The sequence below is a fragment of the Gordonia sp. BP-119 genome (assembly GCF_016924115.1).
GTDB lineage: Bacteria > Actinomycetota > Actinomycetes > Mycobacteriales > Mycobacteriaceae > Gordonia > Gordonia hongkongensis.
On record NZ_JAFFZF010000010.1, the window covers coordinates 51,233 to 70,967 of the forward strand.

Annotated in this window: 18 protein-coding genes and 1 pseudogene; 13 read left to right on the plus strand and 6 right to left on the minus strand. The window is 68.6% G+C overall.

Going from position 1 to position 19,735, the window contains the following annotated elements; all coding sequences use genetic code 11:
* Positions 1-2 precede the first annotated feature (2 nt).
* Positions 3-569 (plus strand): aminoacyl-tRNA hydrolase, encoded by a 567-nt coding sequence (gene pth, locus JW364_RS08430; RefSeq protein ID WP_065630937.1) that lies wholly within the window; start codon positions 3-5, stop codon positions 567-569.
* Positions 570-618: 49 nt separating this feature from the next.
* The gene (locus JW364_RS08435; RefSeq protein WP_165630291.1) at positions 619-1,698 is read left to right on the plus strand and encodes a beta-ketoacyl-ACP synthase 3; all 1,080 of its coding nucleotides are present in this window, start codon (positions 619-621) and stop codon (positions 1,696-1,698) included.
* Positions 1,699-1,857: 159 nt separating this feature from the next.
* Here the strand turns inward: JW364_RS08435 and JW364_RS08440 are convergent, their stop codons facing one another.
* Positions 1,858-2,622 (minus strand): ABC transporter permease, encoded by a 765-nt coding sequence (locus tag JW364_RS08440; protein ID WP_058250851.1) that lies wholly within the window; start codon positions 2,620-2,622, stop codon positions 1,858-1,860.
* Positions 2,619-3,686 (minus strand): ATP-binding cassette domain-containing protein, encoded by a 1,068-nt coding sequence (locus JW364_RS08445; RefSeq protein WP_065630906.1) that lies wholly within the window; start codon positions 3,684-3,686, stop codon positions 2,619-2,621. The genes JW364_RS08440 and JW364_RS08445 overlap by 4 nt, the downstream gene beginning before the upstream one ends.
* Before the next feature lie 42 nt (positions 3,687-3,728).
* Between JW364_RS08445 and JW364_RS08450 the strand changes: the two genes are divergently transcribed.
* Positions 3,729-3,875: a hypothetical protein gene (locus JW364_RS08450; protein ID WP_165630292.1), complete on the plus strand. Its 147-nt coding sequence runs from the start codon at positions 3,729-3,731 to the stop codon at positions 3,873-3,875.
* Between the two features lie 102 nt (positions 3,876-3,977).
* The gene (locus JW364_RS08455; protein WP_004022635.1) at positions 3,978-4,994 is read left to right on the plus strand and encodes a beta-ketoacyl-ACP synthase III; all 1,017 of its coding nucleotides are present in this window, start codon (positions 3,978-3,980) and stop codon (positions 4,992-4,994) included.
* A gap of 63 nt (positions 4,995-5,057) precedes the next feature.
* Here JW364_RS08455 and JW364_RS08460 read toward each other — a convergent pair whose 3' ends face one another.
* Positions 5,058-5,945 carry a DUF559 domain-containing protein gene (locus tag JW364_RS08460; RefSeq protein ID WP_165630880.1) on the minus strand — a complete coding sequence of 296 codons (888 nt, stop codon included), beginning with the start codon at positions 5,943-5,945 and terminating at the stop codon, positions 5,058-5,060.
* Between the two features lie 142 nt (positions 5,946-6,087).
* Between JW364_RS08460 and JW364_RS08465 the strand changes: the two genes are divergently transcribed.
* Both JW364_RS08465 and JW364_RS08470 read left to right on the plus strand, forming a co-directional pair.
* Positions 6,088-7,698, plus strand: coding sequence for a peptide chain release factor 3 (locus JW364_RS08465; RefSeq protein ID WP_058250853.1), 1,611 nt, complete (start codon positions 6,088-6,090; stop codon positions 7,696-7,698).
* A 28-nt stretch (positions 7,699-7,726) separates the two neighbouring features.
* Positions 7,727-8,455, plus strand: coding sequence for a hypothetical protein (locus JW364_RS08470; protein WP_242696990.1), 729 nt, complete (start codon positions 7,727-7,729; stop codon positions 8,453-8,455).
* 231 nt (positions 8,456-8,686) lie between these two features.
* On the opposite strand, the gene JW364_RS08475 is transcribed toward JW364_RS08470, so the two are convergent.
* The gene (locus JW364_RS08475; RefSeq protein WP_165630293.1) at positions 8,687-9,697 is read right to left on the minus strand and encodes an enoyl-CoA hydratase/isomerase family protein; all 1,011 of its coding nucleotides are present in this window, start codon (positions 9,695-9,697) and stop codon (positions 8,687-8,689) included.
* A gap of 213 nt (positions 9,698-9,910) precedes the next feature.
* Between JW364_RS08475 and JW364_RS08480 the strand changes: the two genes are divergently transcribed.
* The 6 genes from JW364_RS08480 to JW364_RS08505 all read left to right on the plus strand — a co-directional run bounded on the left by JW364_RS08480 (position 9,911) and on the right by JW364_RS08505 (position 16,216).
* Positions 9,911-11,515: an ABC-F family ATP-binding cassette domain-containing protein gene (locus JW364_RS08480; protein ID WP_240198837.1), complete on the plus strand. Its 1,605-nt coding sequence runs from the start codon at positions 9,911-9,913 to the stop codon at positions 11,513-11,515.
* A gap of 56 nt (positions 11,516-11,571) precedes the next feature.
* Positions 11,572-12,357, plus strand: a complete 786-nt coding sequence (locus JW364_RS08485) for an alpha/beta fold hydrolase (RefSeq protein WP_165630294.1) — start codon at positions 11,572-11,574, stop codon at positions 12,355-12,357.
* 126 nt (positions 12,358-12,483) lie between these two features.
* Positions 12,484-13,608 (plus strand): MBL fold metallo-hydrolase, encoded by a 1,125-nt coding sequence (locus JW364_RS08490; RefSeq protein WP_165630882.1) that lies wholly within the window; start codon positions 12,484-12,486, stop codon positions 13,606-13,608.
* 34 nt (positions 13,609-13,642) lie between these two features.
* A complete protein-coding gene (locus JW364_RS08495; protein WP_165630295.1) occupies positions 13,643-14,404 on the plus strand; it encodes a crotonase/enoyl-CoA hydratase family protein in 762 nt (253 codons plus the stop codon).
* A gap of 30 nt (positions 14,405-14,434) precedes the next feature.
* Positions 14,435-15,337: a LysR family transcriptional regulator gene (locus tag JW364_RS08500; RefSeq protein WP_165630296.1), complete on the plus strand. Its 903-nt coding sequence runs from the start codon at positions 14,435-14,437 to the stop codon at positions 15,335-15,337.
* Positions 15,338-15,343: 6 nt separating this feature from the next.
* Positions 15,344-16,216 carry a LysR family transcriptional regulator gene (locus tag JW364_RS08505; protein ID WP_058250859.1) on the plus strand — a complete coding sequence of 291 codons (873 nt, stop codon included), beginning with the start codon at positions 15,344-15,346 and terminating at the stop codon, positions 16,214-16,216.
* Positions 16,217-16,274: 58 nt separating this feature from the next.
* Here JW364_RS08505 and JW364_RS08510 read toward each other — a convergent pair whose 3' ends face one another.
* Together JW364_RS08510 and fabG are read right to left on the minus strand one after the other, a co-directional pair.
* Positions 16,275-17,534: an acetyl-CoA C-acetyltransferase gene (locus JW364_RS08510; RefSeq protein ID WP_205333090.1), complete on the minus strand. Its 1,260-nt coding sequence runs from the start codon at positions 17,532-17,534 to the stop codon at positions 16,275-16,277.
* 45 nt (positions 17,535-17,579) lie between these two features.
* Positions 17,580-18,341, minus strand: coding sequence for a 3-oxoacyl-ACP reductase FabG (gene fabG / locus JW364_RS08515; RefSeq protein WP_205333089.1), 762 nt, complete (start codon positions 18,339-18,341; stop codon positions 17,580-17,582).
* A gap of 201 nt (positions 18,342-18,542) precedes the next feature.
* Between fabG and JW364_RS08520 the strand changes: the two are divergent.
* Positions 18,543-19,731, plus strand: a pseudogene (locus tag JW364_RS08520) (acyl-CoA dehydrogenase family protein).
* Positions 19,732-19,735: the final 4 nt, after the last annotated feature.

Genomic DNA, 19,735 nt, shown 5'->3' on the forward strand with positions numbered 1-19,735 from the left:
TGGTGAAACTCATTGTCGGACTCGGCAACCCAGGGTCCAAGTACGAGAAGACGAGGCACAACGTCGGCGCGATGGTCGCCGACGGCCTCGTCGCCTCGGCCGGCGAGCGCTGGAAGGTGCACAAGAAGTCCGGTGCCGAGGTCGCCGAGGTACGCCTCGGCGGCCAGTCGGTACTCGTGGCCAAACCCCGCACCTACATGAACGAGTCCGGCCGTCAGATCGGCCCGCTCGCCAAGTTCTACTCGGTCACGACTGACGACCTGATCGTCGTCCACGACGAACTCGACATCGACTTCGGCGCCGTCCGTCTCAAACGGGGCGGCGGCGAGGGCGGCCACAACGGGCTGCGGTCGCTCAGTCAGGTACTCGGTACGCGCGACTATTTGCGCGTGCGCATCGGCATCGGCCGGCCACCCGGCCGGCAGGATCCCGCCGATTTCGTGTTGAAACCGTTTCCGTCCTCGGCTCGCAGCGAGGTCGAACTCCTCATCGCCAACGGTTGCGACGCCGTCGAACTATTGCTCGGACAGGATCTGGAGTCCGCGCAGAACACCGTGCACGCCTGGTGAGGACACCGAATTCGGCGGCCGCGCGGCCGTAGAATCGCTGCGGCGGGCAATGAAGGGATCGGCAACAGTGGTCAACCTCTCGGTGAAGACCGGACACCAGAACGTCTCGATGCTCGGCATCGGCGCCTACCGTCCGCGACGCCTGGTCAGCAACGACGAGGTCTGCCAGGTCCTCGATTCGTCCGACGAGTGGATCTTCGAGCGGAGCGGTATCCGCAACCGCCGATGGATCAGCGGCGACGAGTCGGCGCGTTCGATGGCCGCCGCGGCCGCCGAGCGGGCCATCGCGAACTCCGGGGTGGCGAAGGAGAAGATCGGTGCGCTGATCCTCGCCACCAACAGTTGGAAGACCAAGATCCCGCACGGTGGCCCGATCGTCGCCTCCGACATCGGGCTCAACGGCATCCCCGCCTACGACGTCGCCGCCGGGTGCGGCGGCTTCGGCTACGGCCTCGGGGTCGCTGCCGACACCGTCCGTGCCGGCAGCGCTGAGTATGTCCTGCTCGTCGGTGTCGAGACCATGTCGGTGGTCATGGACCCCACCGACCGCAACACCGCATTCATCTTCGGCGACGGCGCCGGTGCGGTCGTCGTCGGTCCGAGCGAGGAGAACGGCATCTCCCCGACCGTCTGGGGCAGCGACGGCGAGAACGCCGAGGCGATCGGGCAGAACTGGGACATCCCCGAATACATGGACCGCGCACAGGCCTACCAGGACAAAGACCCCGAGACCGACCCGGTCGGTCGCATGGTGGTGACGATGGCGGGACCCAAGGTGTTTCGCTGGGCGGCCGTCACCCTGCCCCGGGCCCTCGCCACCGTGCTGGAGACCTCGGGCGTCGGCGTGGAGGACATCGAGGTCTTCGTGCCCCACCAGGCCAACGCCCGCATCAACGACCTGATGAAGAAGAACCTCGGCTTCCCCGACGACCTGCCGATGGCGAACGACATCGAGAACACCGGGAACACCTCGGCGGCCTCCATCCCGCTCGCCATGGAGGAGATGCTCGCCACCGGCAAGGCGAGGGGCGGACAGACCGCGCTGCTCCTCGGCTTCGGCGCCGGCCTGAGCTACGCGGGCGCGGTCGTCAGCCTTCCCCCGGCCCCGGCGATCACCAGTTTCGACTGACCCCCGCCCCCTTAATCCGAAGGAACGACATAGCCATTGCTCCCTGAGGTGCGAGGAGCGTTAGCGACGAGCCACGAAGGGCTTGGCGACGAATCTCACCAGGACCCTTCGTGACGCTCGCAAGCTCGCTCCTCAGGGAGCAGGGGGCGGGCTCGCGCCTCAGGCATTCTCCTTGCGGAACACCGAAGTGCCCCACAGGGTTCCGAGTCCGGCCAGGATGAGCGACGCGAGGACGCCCCAGAGGACCTGAGCACTGGCGAGGTCGCCGGAGAAGGTGTCGCGCACCGCGTCGACGATCCACCGGAACGGCATGAAGTCGCTGAGGCTCTGAAGCCACGACGGCCCGAGGGTCATCGGGAGCAGGATGCCCGACAGCAACAGGACCGGCATCATGACCATGTTGATGAGCGGCGCCATCACATCTTCACTCTTCGTGGTCAGCGCCAGGGCGTTCGACGCCGCGGCGCACGCGCCACCGATCAGCATCGTGATGATGATGCCGAGGATCACGCCGATCACCGAACCCCGCATGCCCATCAGATAGCCCAGCACCACCAGGATCAGCGCCTGCACGAGAAGTTGCAGCATGTCGCGCATGAGTCGACCGGTGAGCAGGGCGGTGCGGCTGGCCGGGGTCACCCGTTCGGCCTCGATCACACCCTCGCGCCATTCCCCGATCAGGCTGAATCCGGCGAACAACGCGCCGAACAGACCGAGCTGCACGAGCAGACCGGGGACCAGGAACGTGTACGGATTGTCGGCGCCGCCCGGGAACTGCGCGACGAGCGGCTTCAGCAGCGGCCCGAAGAGGACGAGGTAGAGGACCGGTTGCATCACCCCGATGAGGACCCAGGCCGGGTTGCGCAGGTTCATGCGGATCTGTCGACGGAACACGATGGTGCTCTCGCGGAGGAACGTGGTCATCGGCTGGCTCCCTGCTGGTTGAGTTCGGCCGACTGGGCGTCGGCGTTCGTCGAATCGGTTGTTTCCGAATGGATCTCGTTGCCCCGCTCGGTCTCGGCGTCACGCAGCGACCGACCGGTGAGGGTGAGGAAGACGTCGTCGAGGGTCGGGCGGATGACCTCGATGGAGTCGAGGGTGATGCCCGCGGCGTCGAGGTCACGCAGCAGTCCGGGGACGGCCCGGCCCGCCCGCGGCACCCGGCTCCGGACGTGCCGGCCGTCGATCTCGATCCGGCCGTCCGCGCGGCCACCGGTGACCGAGGCCAGTTTCTCCGCGGCGGTGGACACGGCCGCGGAGTCGGCGACCTCGAGTGCCACCAGGTCGCCGGACACCTGCGCCTTGAGGTTGTCGGCGGTGTCCGCGGCGACGATCCGGCCGTTGTCGATGATGATGATCCGATCGGACAGTTCGTCGGCCTCGTCGAGGTAGTGCGTCGTCAAGAAGACCGTCGCGCCGCGTTCGGTGCGCAACCGCCGGATGTGGTCCCAGAGATTGGCCCTCGCCTGCGGGTCGAGGCCGGTGGTCGGCTCGTCGAGAAAGACCAGGGACGGTTCGTGGACCAATCCCATCACGATGTCGAGTCGGCGTTTCTGCCCGCCGGACATGTTCTTGGGCTGGCGTTCCCACAGGCCGTCGAGTTGGAGCTGGGAGAACAGGGCGTGGCCGCGGCGGGTCGCCTCGGCCCGGGACAGCCCGTAGAGCATGCCGTGATCGACGATCTCGTCGCCCGCCTGCGCCTGGCTGAAGGTGCCGCCGGCCTGCGAGACGTAACCGATGCTGCGGCGGACCGAGACCGGGTCGGCCACGACGTCGTAACCGTTGACGGTCGCGGTTCCCGCCGTCGGCCGCAGGAGGGTCGTCAGCATGCGCAGCGTGGTGGTCTTGCCCGCGCCGTTGGGCCCGAGGAACCCGACCACCTCCCCCTCGGCGATGTCGAGGTCGACGCCGTCGACGGCCCTCACCTCGCGCTTCTTCTTTCCCTTCCCGGTGCTGAACACCTGGACCAACCCGCGTGCGTGGATCATGCGGACTCCCCTTCTCGATGTCGTCGAATGGTGTACTGACTCGTGCGTTCGGCGCTGCGCGCACGTCATCGTGTGCTGATCGTCGTGACCGCGGGCCGCTTTCCGACGCCCCGGCGGTGGTCGACCGACCTGCGGACCAGCATTCCCCTCATCGAGGACGACTTCGGTCCGCGTTTCGCGACTCCGTAACGATTGCGGGCGGGGTCCCGCTACTTCCCAGTAAGAGGCGGTGTGAGTACCGTCGTATGTCGGGTCACATATTCGCCGGGCACGTTTTGGGAAGGGTTCACCATGGCGGTCATCGCAGACACCACTGGCATCAACAACATCGGCATGCTCGGCATCGGCGCGTACCGCCCCGAACGCGTCGTCACCAACGAGGAGATCTGCCAGCACATCGACTCCTCCGACGAGTGGATCTACACCCGTACGGGAATCAAGACGCGCCGGTTCGCGCGTCGCGACGAGAGCGTCATGGAGATGTCGGTCAACGCCGGCCGCAAGGCGATCGCCAATGCGCTGCTCCAGGGCTCGGACATCGACGCCGTCATCCTCGCCACCAACACCCACCTGCTGCTGACCCCGGCCGGCGCCACCAAGGTCGCGACCGAACTCGGCTGCAACGGCGTGCCCGCCTTCGACGTCACCGTCGGCTGCGCCGGCTTCGGCTACGGCATGGCACTCGCGTCCGACATGATCCGCGGCGGCAGCGCCACCCACGTGCTGGTCATCGGCGCCGAGCAACTCTCGGTGACCATGGACATGACCGACCGCACCAACTGTTTCATCTTCGGCGACGGGGCCGGCGCGGTCGTCGTCGGACCCACCGAACAGCAACAGCTCGGCCCGGTGATCTGGGGCTCGGACGGCTCCCAGTTCAACGCGATCCGCCAGGACTTCGACTGGGTCACCTTCCTCGACAGCGACCGCACCCAGCGCCCCTACCTGCGCATGGAGGGCACCGCGGTGTTCCGCTGGGCCGCCTTCGAGATGGGCAAGGTCGCCCACCGCGCCCTCGAGGCCGCGAAGCTCGGTTCCGAGGACCTCGACGTCTTCGTGCCGCACCAGGCGAACGCCCGTATCAACGAACTCCTCGCCAAAAACCTCAAACTCCGCGACGACGCGGTCGTCGCCAAGGACATCGAGTACACCGGCAACACCAGCGCCGCCTCGATCCCGCTCGCCATGGAAGACCTGCTGTCCACCGGCAAGGCACAGCCTGGCCAGACCGCACTACTCCTCGGCTTCGGCGCCGGACTCTCCTACGCCGCGCAGGTCGTCACCATGCCGCCGGTTCCGTTCGAGTAGGGCGCCGTATCGAGTCCGGGGGCAATCTGATCCGCTCAGCGGCTCATGATGCCCCCGGATTTGTCATGCCGGCCGGTCGTGCTGCAAGCCGAGCGCCTGGCGGACACGCGCCACGACGTCGTCGGGCCGCTCCCGCAGATCACTCCACGTGAAGTTGAGGACGGTCCAACCCAAAGCGATGAGGTCGTTTCGGCGTCGGCGGTCTCGCTGGAACGTCTCCGCGTCGCGGTGGAACGCCATCCCGTCGATCTCCACCGCCAACAGCCGATCCGGGAACGCGAGGTCGATGAAGTACCCGCCGGCCGGGTGACCGCACGACCAACCGCTCACACCTCCGGCGCTCAACACGTCGACAGCCAGCCGCTCCGCCACCGAGCGCGCGCCGGATTCGACGCCGTCGACGAGGGCCGCGATCGCGGGTCCATCCTCCTTGCCACGTCGACGATCAGCGGCGACGCGCAGCTGGCGCAGCGAGACCTTGCGAACGAGCAGCGCGTTGTCGAGGACTCCACTGTCGCGCTCGAGTGCGGCTTCCAGCACGGACAGCGGCAAGGCTGTCACGAGCAAGTCCTTGCGGGTCACCACCTCCGCGTCCGCGAGGCAGCGGCGCCGGACCCGAACGCCCTCGACCGGAGAGCCATGCCGCGATCGCGGTGCGGTGACCGTGAACTTCTTCGGCGGCTCGTCGAGGAGCCCGTGCCACCACGCCGCTCCCGATCCGGACAGCGCCGCACCGCGGCCCACGCTCGCGACTGCCAGTCGCGCACGGGTGGCCGGCGTCGTCGGATGATCGGCGAGCAAATACACCCCGCGCGTGTGCGGCATCCAGTCTCCGCAATCGACTCGACGCCGGACCGCGGACCGCGTGAGGCCGAATTCGAGCGCATCCGCCATGGTCAGTACCCCGTCACGGGCGAGAACGCGGCGCCGAAGGCCCGGTGGAAGCTGCACGACCATCAGACGCACAGCAACGGTGACGGGTTCCCAGTTTTTGGGCGGGGGCACAAGGTGCCGCATACCGGCACAACCTGCCCCGGCACTCCGCCGCGAGCGAGTTTGGCCGCCCCCTGCACGCCCGGTAGCCTGGAACCTCGTGAGTTCCGAGGTGATCAGTCGCGAAGTGACGCGTCGTCGTACCTTCGCCATCATCTCCCACCCCGATGCCGGCAAGTCGACGATGACCGAGGCGTTGGCGCTGCACGCGCGGATGATCAGCGAGGCCGGCGCCGTCCACGGCAAGGCCGGACGTAAGTCGACCGTCTCCGACTGGATGGAGATGGAGAAGGCGCGCGGCATCTCCGTCAGTTCGACGGCGCTGCAGTTCAACTACTCGGCCGCAGCCCAGGCCGACCCCGAGATCCCGAGCGTCATCAACCTCGTCGACACCCCGGGTCACGCCGACTTCTCCGAGGACACCTACCGCGTGCTGACCGCGGTCGACGCCGCGGTGATGCTCATCGACGCCGCCAAGGGACTCGAGCCGCAGACCCTCAAACTCTTTCAGGTGTGCCGCCACCGGGGCATCCCGGTCATCACGGTGATCAACAAGTGGGACCGGCCGGGTCAGAGCCCCCTCGAACTGATCGACGAGATCACCGAGCGCATCGGCCTCACCCCGACCCCGCTGTTCTTCCCGGTCGGCATCGCCGGCGACTTCCGTGGTCTCCTCGACCGGCGCACCGGCGAGTACGTGCACTTCACCCGTACCGCGGGCGGCGCGAAGATCGCGCCCGAGGAGATCATGTCCGCCGACGACGCGCTGGCTCGCGAGGGCGACGAGTGGACCTCGGCACTCGAGGAGAGCGAACTGCTCACCGAGATGGGCCAGGACCACGATCAGGAATTGTTCCTCGCCGGGCAGACCTCGCCGATGATCTTCGCGTCCGCGATGCTGAACTTCGGTGTGCGGCAACTCCTCGAGGTCCTCGTGGAGCTCGCTCCCCCGCCCGGGCCGCGGGCCGACGTCGAGGGCAATCCACGGCCGGTGACCGACCCGTTCAGCGCGGTGGTCTTCAAGGTGCAGGCCGGGATGGACTCCAGCCACCGGGATCGCCTGGCGTACATGCGTATCGTGTCCGGCGAGTTCGAACGCGGCATGGTCGTGACCCATGCGCAGACCGGAAAGCCGTTCGCCACCAAGTATGCCCAGGCCGTCTTCGGCCGCGACCGCTCGACGGTCGACACCGCCTACCCCGGTGACGTGGTCGGGCTGGTGAACGCGACCGCGCTCGCTCCCGGCGACACTCTCTACGACGGCCCCAAGGTGCAGTTCCCGCCGATCCCGTCCTTTGCGCCCGAACACTTCTCGACCCTGCGTGCCACCACCGCAGACAAGTACAAGCAGTTCCGCAAGGGCATGGACCAGCTCGAGAGCGAAGGCGTGGTCCAGGTCCTGCGCAACGACACCCGCGGTGATGCGTCGCCGGTGCTCGCCGCCGTCGGACCGATGCAGTTCGAGGTCGTGACCGCGCGGATGAAGGCCGAGTACAACGTCGACACCATCATCGAGCCGCTCGGTTACACCCTCGCCCGTCGCACGGATGCCGACAGCGCGCCCGAACTGAATCGGCAACGCGGCGTCGAGGTCTTCACCCGCACCGACGGCGCCGTTCTCGCGCTCTTCAGCGACAAGTGGCGCCTGCAGTACATCGAGAAGGAACACCCCGACCTCACTCTCGAACCCCTTGTCGCGGCAGCGGACTGACCGGTCGACGAGCACACGGCGCCGGCCGGTGCGCGCCGCCGTGCTGATGTGCGCGGCGGTGGCGTCGCTCGTCACCGCCTGTGGCTCCGACGCCCCGCACCAGTCCACGCCCACCACCTCGACGCCGGTGCCGACCGCACGCCCGGTCGACTCGACGCTCTGCACCGAGAAACCACCGCAGGGCAACGTCGACCGCAGTGGCCAGAACTTCGAGTTCCGTCACGGCAACATCAGAATCGCGGTCGCGGACACGCCGGCGGACTCCCGACGCGGACCCGCGGTGGGCGCCACCCCCGCCGACGAGCCCAACTGCTATGAGTTCGACCGGTGGGGCCCGGCGCGGCCCGACGTGCCGCCGGACTCGCTGCTCTTCGTGTTCAAGGACGCCGGCACCGGCGGCGCGCAGATCGAGTTCCTGATCAGCGAACTGACCGGCGGCCTGTTGCCACCGGTGGGCGCGACGCGTCCGACCGTCGGGCCGTTGACACGACCGATCAACGCCCAGATCGGGGTCTCGATCAACGGCGACTACCACCACTCGTCCGCGTGCCAGCTCAGCGTGAGCGGCATGTCGGGCTCACTCGCGGCCGGCTCGTTCACCTGCCCGACGGCGACACGGGTCGAGGCCAACCCGCTCGCACCCGACGACGACGTCCGCTACGACCTCGACGAGTCGTCGGCCACGAAACAGCCGGAGTCCGAGGGCAACTCGACCGACAGCGTGTCGTTGTCGGGGTGGTTTCAGCTCACGCCCTGAGATCTGCCGGTCGAGCAGCGTCGACCGAGCGTGGTAAGGACGCCACCCCCCGCTGGTCGAGCAGCGTCGACCGAGCGTAGCGAGGACGCCGCGTCCGTCGAGGCCACCTCGGCAACCGACCTCGCAAACCCGACCAGTGGCTTCGACAAGCTCAACCAGCGGGGAGGCGACTCAACCAGCGGGGAGGCGACTCAACCAGCGGGGCGGCGACTCAACCAGCGGGGCGGCACCTCAACCAGCGTTGGCACCGACGATCCGGGCCACGACGGCGGGATCGACGTCGTCGATGCGCGCCGGATCGAATTCGGGATTGCGATCCTTGTCGACGAGCACGGCCCGCACCCCCTCGCGGAAGTCGTGGGTCTTCGTGATCTCCTCTGCGGCATGCAGTTCCCGGTCGAAGCACTCGTCGATCCCCGACCTCGCCCCGGCGCTGATCATCGCCGCGGTGACCCACAGACTGGTGGGTGAGGCACCCTCGAGCAGACCGACCATCTCCTGGGCCCAGTCGTCGCCGACCGCGCCGCGCAGGCCGCCGAGGATGGCGTTGACGTTGTCGTCGGCGAAGTACTCGCCGATCTTGCGCAACGGCACGTCGCTGGTGTCCTCGGTCCCCGACGTGGCCAGCGCGTCGGCCAGCGGGGCACCGGAACGGATGCTGTCGGCGACCGCCGGCAGGTCGGCGGAGGACACGAAATGCGTTGCCAGTCCGACGGCGACCGCGTCCACACCGCGGATCCGGGCGCCGGTGAGTCCGAGCCACATGCCCACGCCCTCCGGGAGCCGCGGCAGGAAGTAGGTCGAACCGATGTCGGGGAAGAACCCGATCGCGGTCTCGGGCATGGCGATCATCGCCTTCTCGGTGACGACCCTGATCTCGCCGTGCACGCTGATCCCGAGACCCCCGCCCATGGCCGCCCCGTCGATCAGGCTGATGTAGGGCTTCGGGTAGTCGGCGACGAGCTGATCGAGCCGGTACTCGCCGGCGAAGTAGCGGCTGATCGAGGCGTGGTCGCCGTCGATGGCGTGCTCGCGGATCGCACGGATGTCGCCTCCGGCGCAGAACGCCCGGTCGCTCGCCGAGGTGACCAGGACGGTGTCGATCGCGTCGTCGTCACCCCATTCGCCGAGCGTGACGTACATGTCGTCGATCATGCTCTGGTCCAACGCATTGAGAGCCTTGGGCCGGTCCAGGACGATCTCGCCGACGCCGTTGGACACCGAGGTGCGGAGAAATGACATACCCCAACCGTAGCGGTGAGCCCGGAACCGACTCGTCGGCGGTTAATTCCGTTGGCAACTCCGAGCGCGTCCGCTACGGTGGTCACCACTTGCCCCCAGACCCGCCAGGAGTGATCCACCGCGATGAAGAACTGAAGTGGCCCCGGCCGTCGGCACCGCCGACGGACCCCACCGACGCCCTGTCGGTGTACCCGACCCACTTCAGGAGCGCTCATGCCGTCTTCCATCGTGCTGTCCGACGTCTCGTTCGCCTGGCCCGACGGGACAGTCGTCTTCGAACACCTCGACCTCGCCCTGGGCGCCGAGACCTACTCCCTCATCGGCGCGAACGGTGCGGGCAAGTCCACCCTCCTCGGCCTGATCGCCGGTCGATCACGCCCGGCGTCGGGCAGCATCACGATCGCAGGCGACACGTCGACGACCGATGTCGCTGTGGTCGTGCAGGACCCGCAGTCCGACCCGTCGTCGACCGTGGCGCACGCCCTCGGCATCGACGAGATTCGTTGTGCGATACGACGAATCGAGAGCGGTTCGGTAGATCCGCAGGACTTCGACGCAGTTGGGGACGACTGGGGCGTCGAGGAGCGTGCCATCGGACTCCTCGAGCAGATGGGACTGCCGCCCGACCTCGACCGCACGGTCGGCGCCATGTCCGGCGGGGAGGCGACCCTGCTGGCGATCGTCGCCGCACTCATCGCCGACCCGACGATCCTGCTCCTCGACGAACCGACCAACAACCTCGACATCGACTCCCGCGCCCGGCTTTTCGACGCCATCGAGTCGTTCCCTGGCACGGTGGTCGTGGTCAGTCACGACCTCGAACTCCTCGAACGTGTCGATACGACAGTCGAGCTGTACCGAGGTCGGGTGCGGCTGTTCGGCGGCCCCTACTCCCGGTACCGCGAGATCATCGACGCCGAACAAGACGCCGCCGAGGCAGCGGTTGCCACCGCGGCCGGCGATCTGCGCAAGCAGCGCCGCGAGATGACCGAGGCGTTGATCAAACTCGATCGGCGGGCCCGGACGGGCGCGACAGCCGAGCGGGAGAAGCGGGTGCCGAAGATCGTGGCACACAACCGCCGGAGCGAGGCGCAGGTGTCGGCGGGCAAACTGCGCAACGCCCATCGTGACGACGTGGCCTCTGCGGCAACACGTCTCGACGAGGCCCGCGAGGACATCCGCACCGACCGCACCGCGCGGATCGTCGTGCCGACGCCGGAAGTGGCCCCGCGCGCCCAGATCGCCGTCGACGACCGCCTGCGCATGGACGGACCCGAGCGGGTGGCTCTGGTGGGGCCCAACGGTTCCGGGAAATCGACACTGATCGCGGAGTTGATCGTCTCCGAATCCGTCGTCGTACCGTTCGCCTTCGTGCCGCAGCAGATCACCTTCCCCGACCCGACCGTCTCGATCGCCGAGCACCTCGCGCGGACCCACCCGGACATCTCGACGCAGGAGGTGCGGGCGCATCTCGCGCGGTTCCTGTTCCGGGGTGCGCGCGCCGATCGCGCACTCGCCGAACTGTCCGGCGGCGAACGGCTGCGCGTCGCACTGGCCGACGCACTGCTCGGTGACCCGACACCCAAGCTGCTGATCCTCGACGAGCCGACGAACAACCTCGATCTCGACACCGTCACGCAACTCGTGGACGCACTCGAGGCCTGGACCGGTGCGTTGCTGGTCGTCTCCCACGATGCCGGGTTCCTCGACCGCATCGGCATCGGTCGGCGCGTGTCACCGGTGCCCCCACCGGGCGAACCGGCGGGAACGCCGGGGCAGACCGGTGCCGAACAAACCGACGTCGAAGCAGACCGCTGACGAACAGTCGGTGACGCCGGCGGCGTCGAGAACCGTTCGGCGGCATACTGCGTGCGATGGCCGAGCCCGCACCCGTTCCCGTCGACGCGCCGGTGGTCGAACCCACGCCCGTCGTCCTCGTCCACGGTTTGCGCGTGAGCGGCGGGACCCTGCACCGGGTCGCGGCGGCTGTGGCCGGTCCCGACCCGAGGCGCGCGGTCGCCACCCCCGACCTCCCTGGCCACGGGCAGCGCCGCGACGAGACGTTCACGATGTCCGGCGCGGTGGACGCCGTGCTCGCCGAGATCAGCGGGTTCGGCCGGCCGGCGGTCGTGGCCGGGATGTCGATGGGCGGCTACGTGGCGATGGCGGTCGCCGGACGCCATCCGGAAGCCGTCGCGGCCCTCGTCCCGATGTGCGCGACCGCGCAGCCCAGTCCGCTGCTGGCCGCGCCGTTCGAGACGTTCGGTGCGGTCACCGCGTTCCTGCCGCGTCAGGCGGCGATCATCAGTCAGGTGGCCACCCGCCTCGCCGTGGGACGTCAGGTGTCCGCCGACATGGAGATCGGCGGACTGGCACTGGGGTCGATCGCCGACGTCGTCGCCGAGATCAAGCGGTTCGACGCGCTCGGCGAGGTCCGGCGCTACCCCGGCCGAACGATGTTCGTCAACGGTAGCCGAGACCAGTTCCGGGTCCACGAACAACGTTTCGTCGAGGCAGCACAGCACGCGTCGCTGACCATCGTCCCCGGGGCGAGCCATCTCTTCCCGCTCATCCAACCGGAACTCACCGGGCGACTGGTTCACGACGTCGCGGCGAGCTGCGACGGCGCCGCGGCCGGACTCGCCGACCTGGATCCATAGGTCCTACCTCAGGATGTCTGAGCCGCCCACAGCTTGAGCGCGATCGCCTCTCGTGATCGGATGACTGTTGATCACTGCAACGATCATCAGCGGTATCACCACGCGACGGACCCGGCGGGAGGCTGGATGGGCACGATCGAGGTCACCGGCACGCTGCAGAAGCAGGCCTGGGCCGACAAGGTGTTGCCCCCGGTCGAGGAGGTCCGGCCGCAGCTGTGGTCGATCCCGGTCCCCATGGGATCCAATCCGTTGCGATACGTCCTGGTCTACGCCCTCGGATTGCCCGACGGCGGTCTCGCACTGATCGACGCCGGCTGGCCGTCCGACAAGTCGTGGGACATCCTCGTCGCAGGCATCCGCTCCACCGGCCACGACCTCGCCGACATCAGGTCCATCGGCGTGACCCATCTGCACCCCGACCATTTCGGGCTCGTGCCGCGTCTACTCGAGCACGTGGACGCCGAGCTGTGGATGCATCGCAACGATTCCCGGTACCTGCGCCACTACTCCGATACCGAGGTGGAGACCCAACTCGGCCAGGCGCGATCCGAACTCCGCGCTCTCGGCGCACCGACCGAGGTCGCCGACGAGGGGCTGGTCGGTTTCATCCGCCTGCCCGACGGGCGGACCGTCGACCGCGAGCTGACCGGGGACGCCCCGCTCGACATCCCCGGCTGGGATCTCCGCGCCGTCTGGACCCCGGGCCACACCGCGGGGCACCTCTGCTTCGCCGACGACACCGCCGGCATCGTCTTCACCGGCGACCACCTGCTGCCGCGGATCAGTCCGAACATCTCGACCAATCCCATGCAGACCGACAGTCCCCTCGCCGACTACCTGATCTCGCTGGCCAACACCGAGAAGATGCGTGACCACGAGGCGCTGCCGTCCCACGAGTACCGGTTCCGAGGCCTCGGCGACCGCGTCACCGGTCTCCTCACGCATCACGAGGAGCGGCTCGATGAGATCGCCTCGACCGTGACCCGGTATCCGGAGAGCACGGCCTGGGAGATCACCCGGTCGGTGACGTGGTCGCGTCCGTTCGAGGAGCTGTCCCTCACCCTCAGCCGACTCGCGTTGCGGGAGACCCACGCCCATCTCGTCGTCCTGCAGGAACGCGGCGTCCTCGACGCCCGCGTTCCCGATGAGACGGCGACCGATCCGACCACCCCGGAGCCGATCCGCTGGTTTGCCGCCGGCGAGCCCACACCGGCTGAGCCGCAACAGATCTCCACATCCGAGAACACCTGACCGCCCGTCCCGTCCACCAACTCCAGGAGTCCCCATGAGTGCCGTGCTCACCGAGTTCGCCGACGGCGTCGCCGTCATCACGATCAACCGCCCCGAGGCGAAGAACGCCGTGAATCTCGAGGTGTCGGAGGGTATCGCCGCCGCGATCGACGAACTCGATTCGCGCGACGACCTCACCATCGGCATCATCACCGGTGCCGGTGGCACGTTCTGCGCCGGGATGGACCTCAAGGCCTTCGCTCGCGGCGAGAAGGTCGCGCTGGACGGACGCGGGTTCGGCGGCCTCACCGAGGCCCCGCCGACCAAGCCCCTCATCGCCGCCGTCGAGGGCTGGGCGCTGGCCGGCGGATGCGAACTCGCGTTGTCGGCGGACCTCGTCGTCGCGGCAAACGACTCCAAGTTCGGCATCCCCGAGGTCAAGCGCGGACTCGCCGCCGCCGCCGGTGGCCTCCTACGCCTCCCGAAGATCCTCCCCTACCAGCTCGCCATGGAACTCGCGCTCACCGGCGACCCGCTCACCGCGGCACGCGCCCACCAGTTCGGCCTGGTCAACCGGATCACCGAACCCGGCGAGGCACTCGCCGGGGCCCGCGAACTGGCCGCCGTCATCGCCGCCAACGGCCCCCTCGCCGTCCGCGCCACCAAACAGGTCACCTCCATGGCGATCGGCTACACCGATCCCGAACTCATCAAGAAGCAGTGGGACTTCCTCGGTCCGGTGTTCGTCTCCGACGACGCCAAGGAAGGTGCGATCGCCTTCGCCGAGAAACGCGCGCCGCGCTGGACCGGCAAGTGACCTGACACTCGGGTCACTAGAGTGACCGGGGTGGACCTGCACCTCGTGACCTACTTCGTCGCCGTGGTCGACCACGGCGGCATCACGAAGGCCGCCCAGTCGCTCTACATCTCACAGCCGTCGCTGTCCCAGGCGATCCGCACGCTCGAGAGACGTCTCGGCGTCACCCTGTTCGACCGCACCGGACGACGCCTCGAACTCACCGAGGCCGGGCGCAAACTCGACGTCGCCGCCCGGCGCATCCTGGCCGACGTCGACCGCGCCAAGGCCAAGGTCGACGCGGTTCGGGAACTGCGCGCCGGTCGCGTCGACATCGTGACCTACGCGGCGTTCAGTGTGGACCCGGTGGTCAACATCGTCCGACTGTTCCGGGAACGGTTCCCACGCTTGTCGGTTCGAGTCGTCTCCGCCGACAGTCCCACCGGGGTGTTGTCGGCGTTGCGATCCGGGGACGCCGAGATCGGGATCATGGACTCGGCCGCCGAGCACGCGACCTTCACCGCCATCCCGATGGCCGAGCAGGAACTCATCGTCGCGGCGCCGACGACGCTCGCCGACGGTCTGCCCGAACCGATACCGCAGTCGGCGGTGCGCTCGCTGCCACTCGTCGTCGATCACAGCGACCCGATCACCGCGGAACTCCTCGGCGGACTCCTCGACGACGACGCCAAGAACGTGGTGGTCGACTGCCAATTACCGTCCGCGGTATGGAGTCTGGTCAAGAAGGGCACGGGCGCAACGGTTCTCCCACGCACCGTGGCCGACCGGCAGCTTGCGGGACTCCGCCGGATCGCGCTCGACCCACCGCTCACCCGACCGTGGGGTCTCGTGCTGCGATCCGGGCTCCCCTCGCCGGCCGCCCTCGCCTTCATCTCCGCGGCGAAGGTCCACTGCGGGATCGCGCCGGACCCCGCCGAACCACGGGATTGGTGACACGCCATGGAATTGCGACAGGTCGAGTACTTCCTGGCGGTGGTCGAGAACAAGGGCATCGGCGGGGCCGCGTCGGCTCTCGGTGTCGCGCAACCCACCGTGTCCCAAGCACTCCGGGCGCTCGAACGCGAACTCGGAGTCCAGCTGTTTCACCGCATCGGTCGCGGGATGGTCCTCTCGGCGGCCGGGCGCACGATGGTCGGTCCCGCGCGACAGATCGTGCGCGACATGGACGCCGTCGACGATCTGCTCTCCGCCTCGGCGGACGAACTCACCGGCCACCTCGAGATCCTGGCCTTCGCCGCGACCGCGGTCGGGCCCGTCGTCGATCTCGTCGCCCGGTTCCGGGCCGCCTATCCGCGGGTTTCGGTGCGACTCGGCGAGTTACGCGATGAGACCAGGGCCGCGTCGGCCATCGAGGACGGTCATTGCGAGTTCGCCGTCGCCCACCTACCCATCGCCGGCGACGACCTCGAGGTGATCGTGATCGGCGAACACGAACACGTGCTCGTCTACCCGCCGGGCACCGACGTACCCGAGGGCCCGATCCCGCTGAACAATCTGCCGGCGATCCCGATGGTGTTCGTGCCACGCGGCTACTCGGTGGCCGACGAGTTCGAGGAGGCGATCCGCGTCGGGGGCGTCCGCCCGCCGCTGGCCGTGCTGTCGGAGATCCGCGAGGAACGGCTCCCGATGGTGGAGTCCGGAATCGGCGGCACTCTACTCGAACGATCGGTGGCGGAGTCGGCCGACGAGCCTGTCGTGATCCGTGAGATCGAACCGAATGTGGTGCGACCCTTTGCCATCGCATTCCACCCGCCGTCGCTGTCGGCCGTCGGTCAGGCCTTCGTCGACCTCGTGCGCGAAACTGCGGGATGACGGGTGGAACACCGGGCCCCACCGGTGCGGATCAGGTGGGGCCCGGTGAGTCTCGAGGTCAGCTGACGCGTTCGAAGACCGCGGCGAGGCCCTGGCCACCGCCAATGCACATGGTCTCCAGGCCGTAGCGGGCCTCGCGCCGGTGCAGTTCACGCGCCAGGGAGGCCAGCATGCGTCCGCCCGTGGCGCCGACCGGGTGGCCCAGCGAGATGCCCGAGCCGTTGACGTTGGTGCGGTCGAAATCGCCGCCGGCACCGAAACGGCCGAAACCCCACTCGCGGGTGACGGCGAGTGCCTGCGCGGCGAACGCCTCGTTGAGCTCGATCACGTCGATGTCGGCGAGCGTCAGACCGGCCTTGGCAAGCGCCTTCTCGGTCGCGGGGACCGGCCCGATCCCCATGGTGCGCGGCGGCACACCGGCCAGACCCCATGACAGCAGCTTCACCAGCGGGCGTAGACCCAGCTTCTCGGCGACCTCGGGGGTGGTCACGAGCGCCATCGACGCGGCGTCGTTCTGACCGCTGGCGTTGCCCGCCGTCACCGTCGCGTCCGGATCCGTCTTGCCCATGATCGGCTTCAGCTTCGACAGCGACTCGACCGAGACATCCGGGCGTGGATGCTCGTCGGTGTCGATGACCTGATCACCAGACCGGGCGCCGGGAGCGGAGCGAGCGGGCCCACTCGCGCCGGAAGCCACGGTGACCGGGACGATCTCCTCGGCCAGTACGCCATCCTTCTGGGCCCGCACCGCTCGTTCGTGCGATGCCACAGCCAGTTCGTCCTGTTCTTCCCGGGAGATCTCGTAGTCCTTGCGCAGGTTCTCGGCCGTCTCGATCATGCCGCCGGGCACCGGGTAGTTCTTGCCGCCGGCGGTCGAGCGCGCCCGGACGAGGCTGTCGTGCATGGCAATTCCGGTCCGGGCCCCACCCCACCGCATGTCCACCGAGTAGAACGACGCGTTGCTCATCGACTCAGCACCGCCGGCGACCACGACGTCGTTGTCCCCCGAGGACACCTGGTAGGCGGCCTGGATGACGGCCTGTAGTCCCGACCCGCAACGACGATCGATATGCATGCCGCCCACTGTGATCGGCAACCCGGCATCGAGTGCGATGACTCGTCCCAGGGCGGGCGCCTCGCTGTTCCCGTTACAGTGACCGAGGATGACGTCCTCGACCTTCTCCGAGTCGAGTCCGGTCCGGTCGAGCATCCCCGTCAGCGCGGCGACCCCGAGATCAACGGCGGTGAGATTCTTGAACATCCCGCCGTAACGGCCGATCGGGGTACGGACCGGTTCGCAGATGACGACGTCGCGCATGGGTGACCTTTCGGTGTCAGAGGAGGCGTGGAGCAGGGCCGGCGGTCACATGAAACGGCCGCCGGTCACCTCGAGGACGGTGCCCGTCATGTACGACGACATGTCACACGCCAGGAACAGCGCGACGCTCGCGACCTCACCGACCTCGCCGGCGCGCCGCATCGGGATCTCCGCCATCTTCTGGTCCCACGCTTTCTGCGGCATCGCCTCGGTCATCGCCGACCGGATGAGGCCGGGCTGGATCGCGTTGACCCGCACGCTGTGATGGGCCATCTCCTTGGCCGCGGCCTTGGTGAGGCCGACGATGCCCGCCTTGGCGGCCGAGTAGTTGGTCTGCCCGACCATGCCGACCTTGCCCGACAGCGACGAGATGTTCACGATCGCACCACGCTTGGCCTCGCGCATGATCGCCGCCGCCTTGCGTGTGCCGTTCCAGGTGCCTTTGAGATGCACCGAGATGACCTGATCGAAATCGTCTTCGGTCATGGTGCGCATCGTCGCGTCCCGGGTGATCCCGGCGTTGTTCACCAGCACATCGAGTGCCCCGAACCCGTCGACCGCGGCCGCGAGCAGCGCGTCGACCTCCCCCGCGTCGACGACGTCGCACCTCACCGCGCGGGCCACGTCGCGGCCGCCGAGCTCGTCCGCGGCCGCCTGCGCGGCGTCGAGGCTGAGGTCACCGAGCACGACTCGCGCGCCGGCGTCGACGAACGAGCGGGCGATCTCGAAACCGATGCCCTGGGCTCCGCCGGTCACGACGGCCGTACGACCCTCCAGCAACGCGGCGGCGGGCGGGTGCGATGACATGTATCGGAGTCCTTTCGAGGGCGGCGGGGTGACGGTCGTCGGGCAACCGGTCGCGAAGCGCCGGGCCCGCGGTGAGTGCCGCGGGGACAAATCTATCGAGGTTCCGCCCCGATCGACCCGTCCGCGCTCATACGCAACGGCTATCGCAGCGATCCCGGTTTCGTATTGGACCCCTCGCCCGCCGGCCGCGAGAGTGACAGCATGACCGGAGTGATGCATTCAGCGCGGACGACCTCCTCCGAGGTGGGCGACGAGGACTTCGCCGACATCCTCGCCGCGACGCGCGAGTTCGTCCGCGAGGTGGTGGTCCCGCGGGAGCAGGAGATCCTCGACACCGACGCCATCCCCGACGACATCCGCCAGACGGCGAAGAGCATGGGCCTGTTCGGCTACGCCATCCCGCAGGAGTGGGGCGGTCTCGGCCTCGATCTGACCCAGGACGTCGAACTCGCGATGGAGCTCGGGTACACATCCCTGGCGCTGCGCTCGATGTTCGGCACCAACAACGGCATCGCCGGCCAGGTCCTCGTCCACTTCGGCACCGACGAGCAGAAGTCCGCGTGGCTGGAGAAGATCGCGTCCGGCGAGGTTGTCGCCTCGTTCGCGCTGACCGAACCGGGGGCCGGGTCCGATCCGGCCGGACTGCGCACGAAGGCCGTCCGCGACGGTGACGACTGGGTGATCACGGGCGAGAAGCGGTTCATCACCAATGCGCCGCTGGCCGATCTGTTCGTCGTGTTCGCACGTACCCGTCCGGCCGACGAGAACGGCACGGGCATCGCGGTGTTCCTGGTCCCCGCCGACGCCGCCGGCCTCAGCGTCGGCGCCAAGGACCGCAAGATGGGCCAGGAGGGCGCCTGGACCGCGGACGTGCACTTCGACGCCGTGCGGGTGCCGGCGTCGGCACTGGTCGGCGGCAGCGAGGACGTGGGCTACAAGGCCGCGATGATGAGCCTGGCCCGAGGCCGGGTGCACATCGCGGCTCTCGGTGGGCACCGCGCAGCGTGCGCTCGACGAGTCGGTCACCTGGGCCGCCACCGCCACCCAGGGCGGTACCGCGATCGGCGAGTTTCAACTGGTCCAGGCCATGCTCGCCGACCAGCAGGCCGGGGTGATGGCCGGGCGCGCACTGGTGCGCGAGGCCGCCCGGGCGTGGGTCGACGACACCGACCGCCGCATCGCCCCGTCGGCTGCCAAGCTGTTCTGCACCGAGATGGTCGGCAAGGTCGCCGATCTCGCCGTGCAGATCCACGGCGGCAGCGGTTACATGCGCGATGTCGCGGTGGAACGCATCTACCGCGAGGTGCGGTTGCTGCGCCTGTACGAGGGCACCAGCGAGATCCAGCGACTCATCATCGGGCGCAACCTGGTCAAGCGCGCGCAGCGCTGACCAC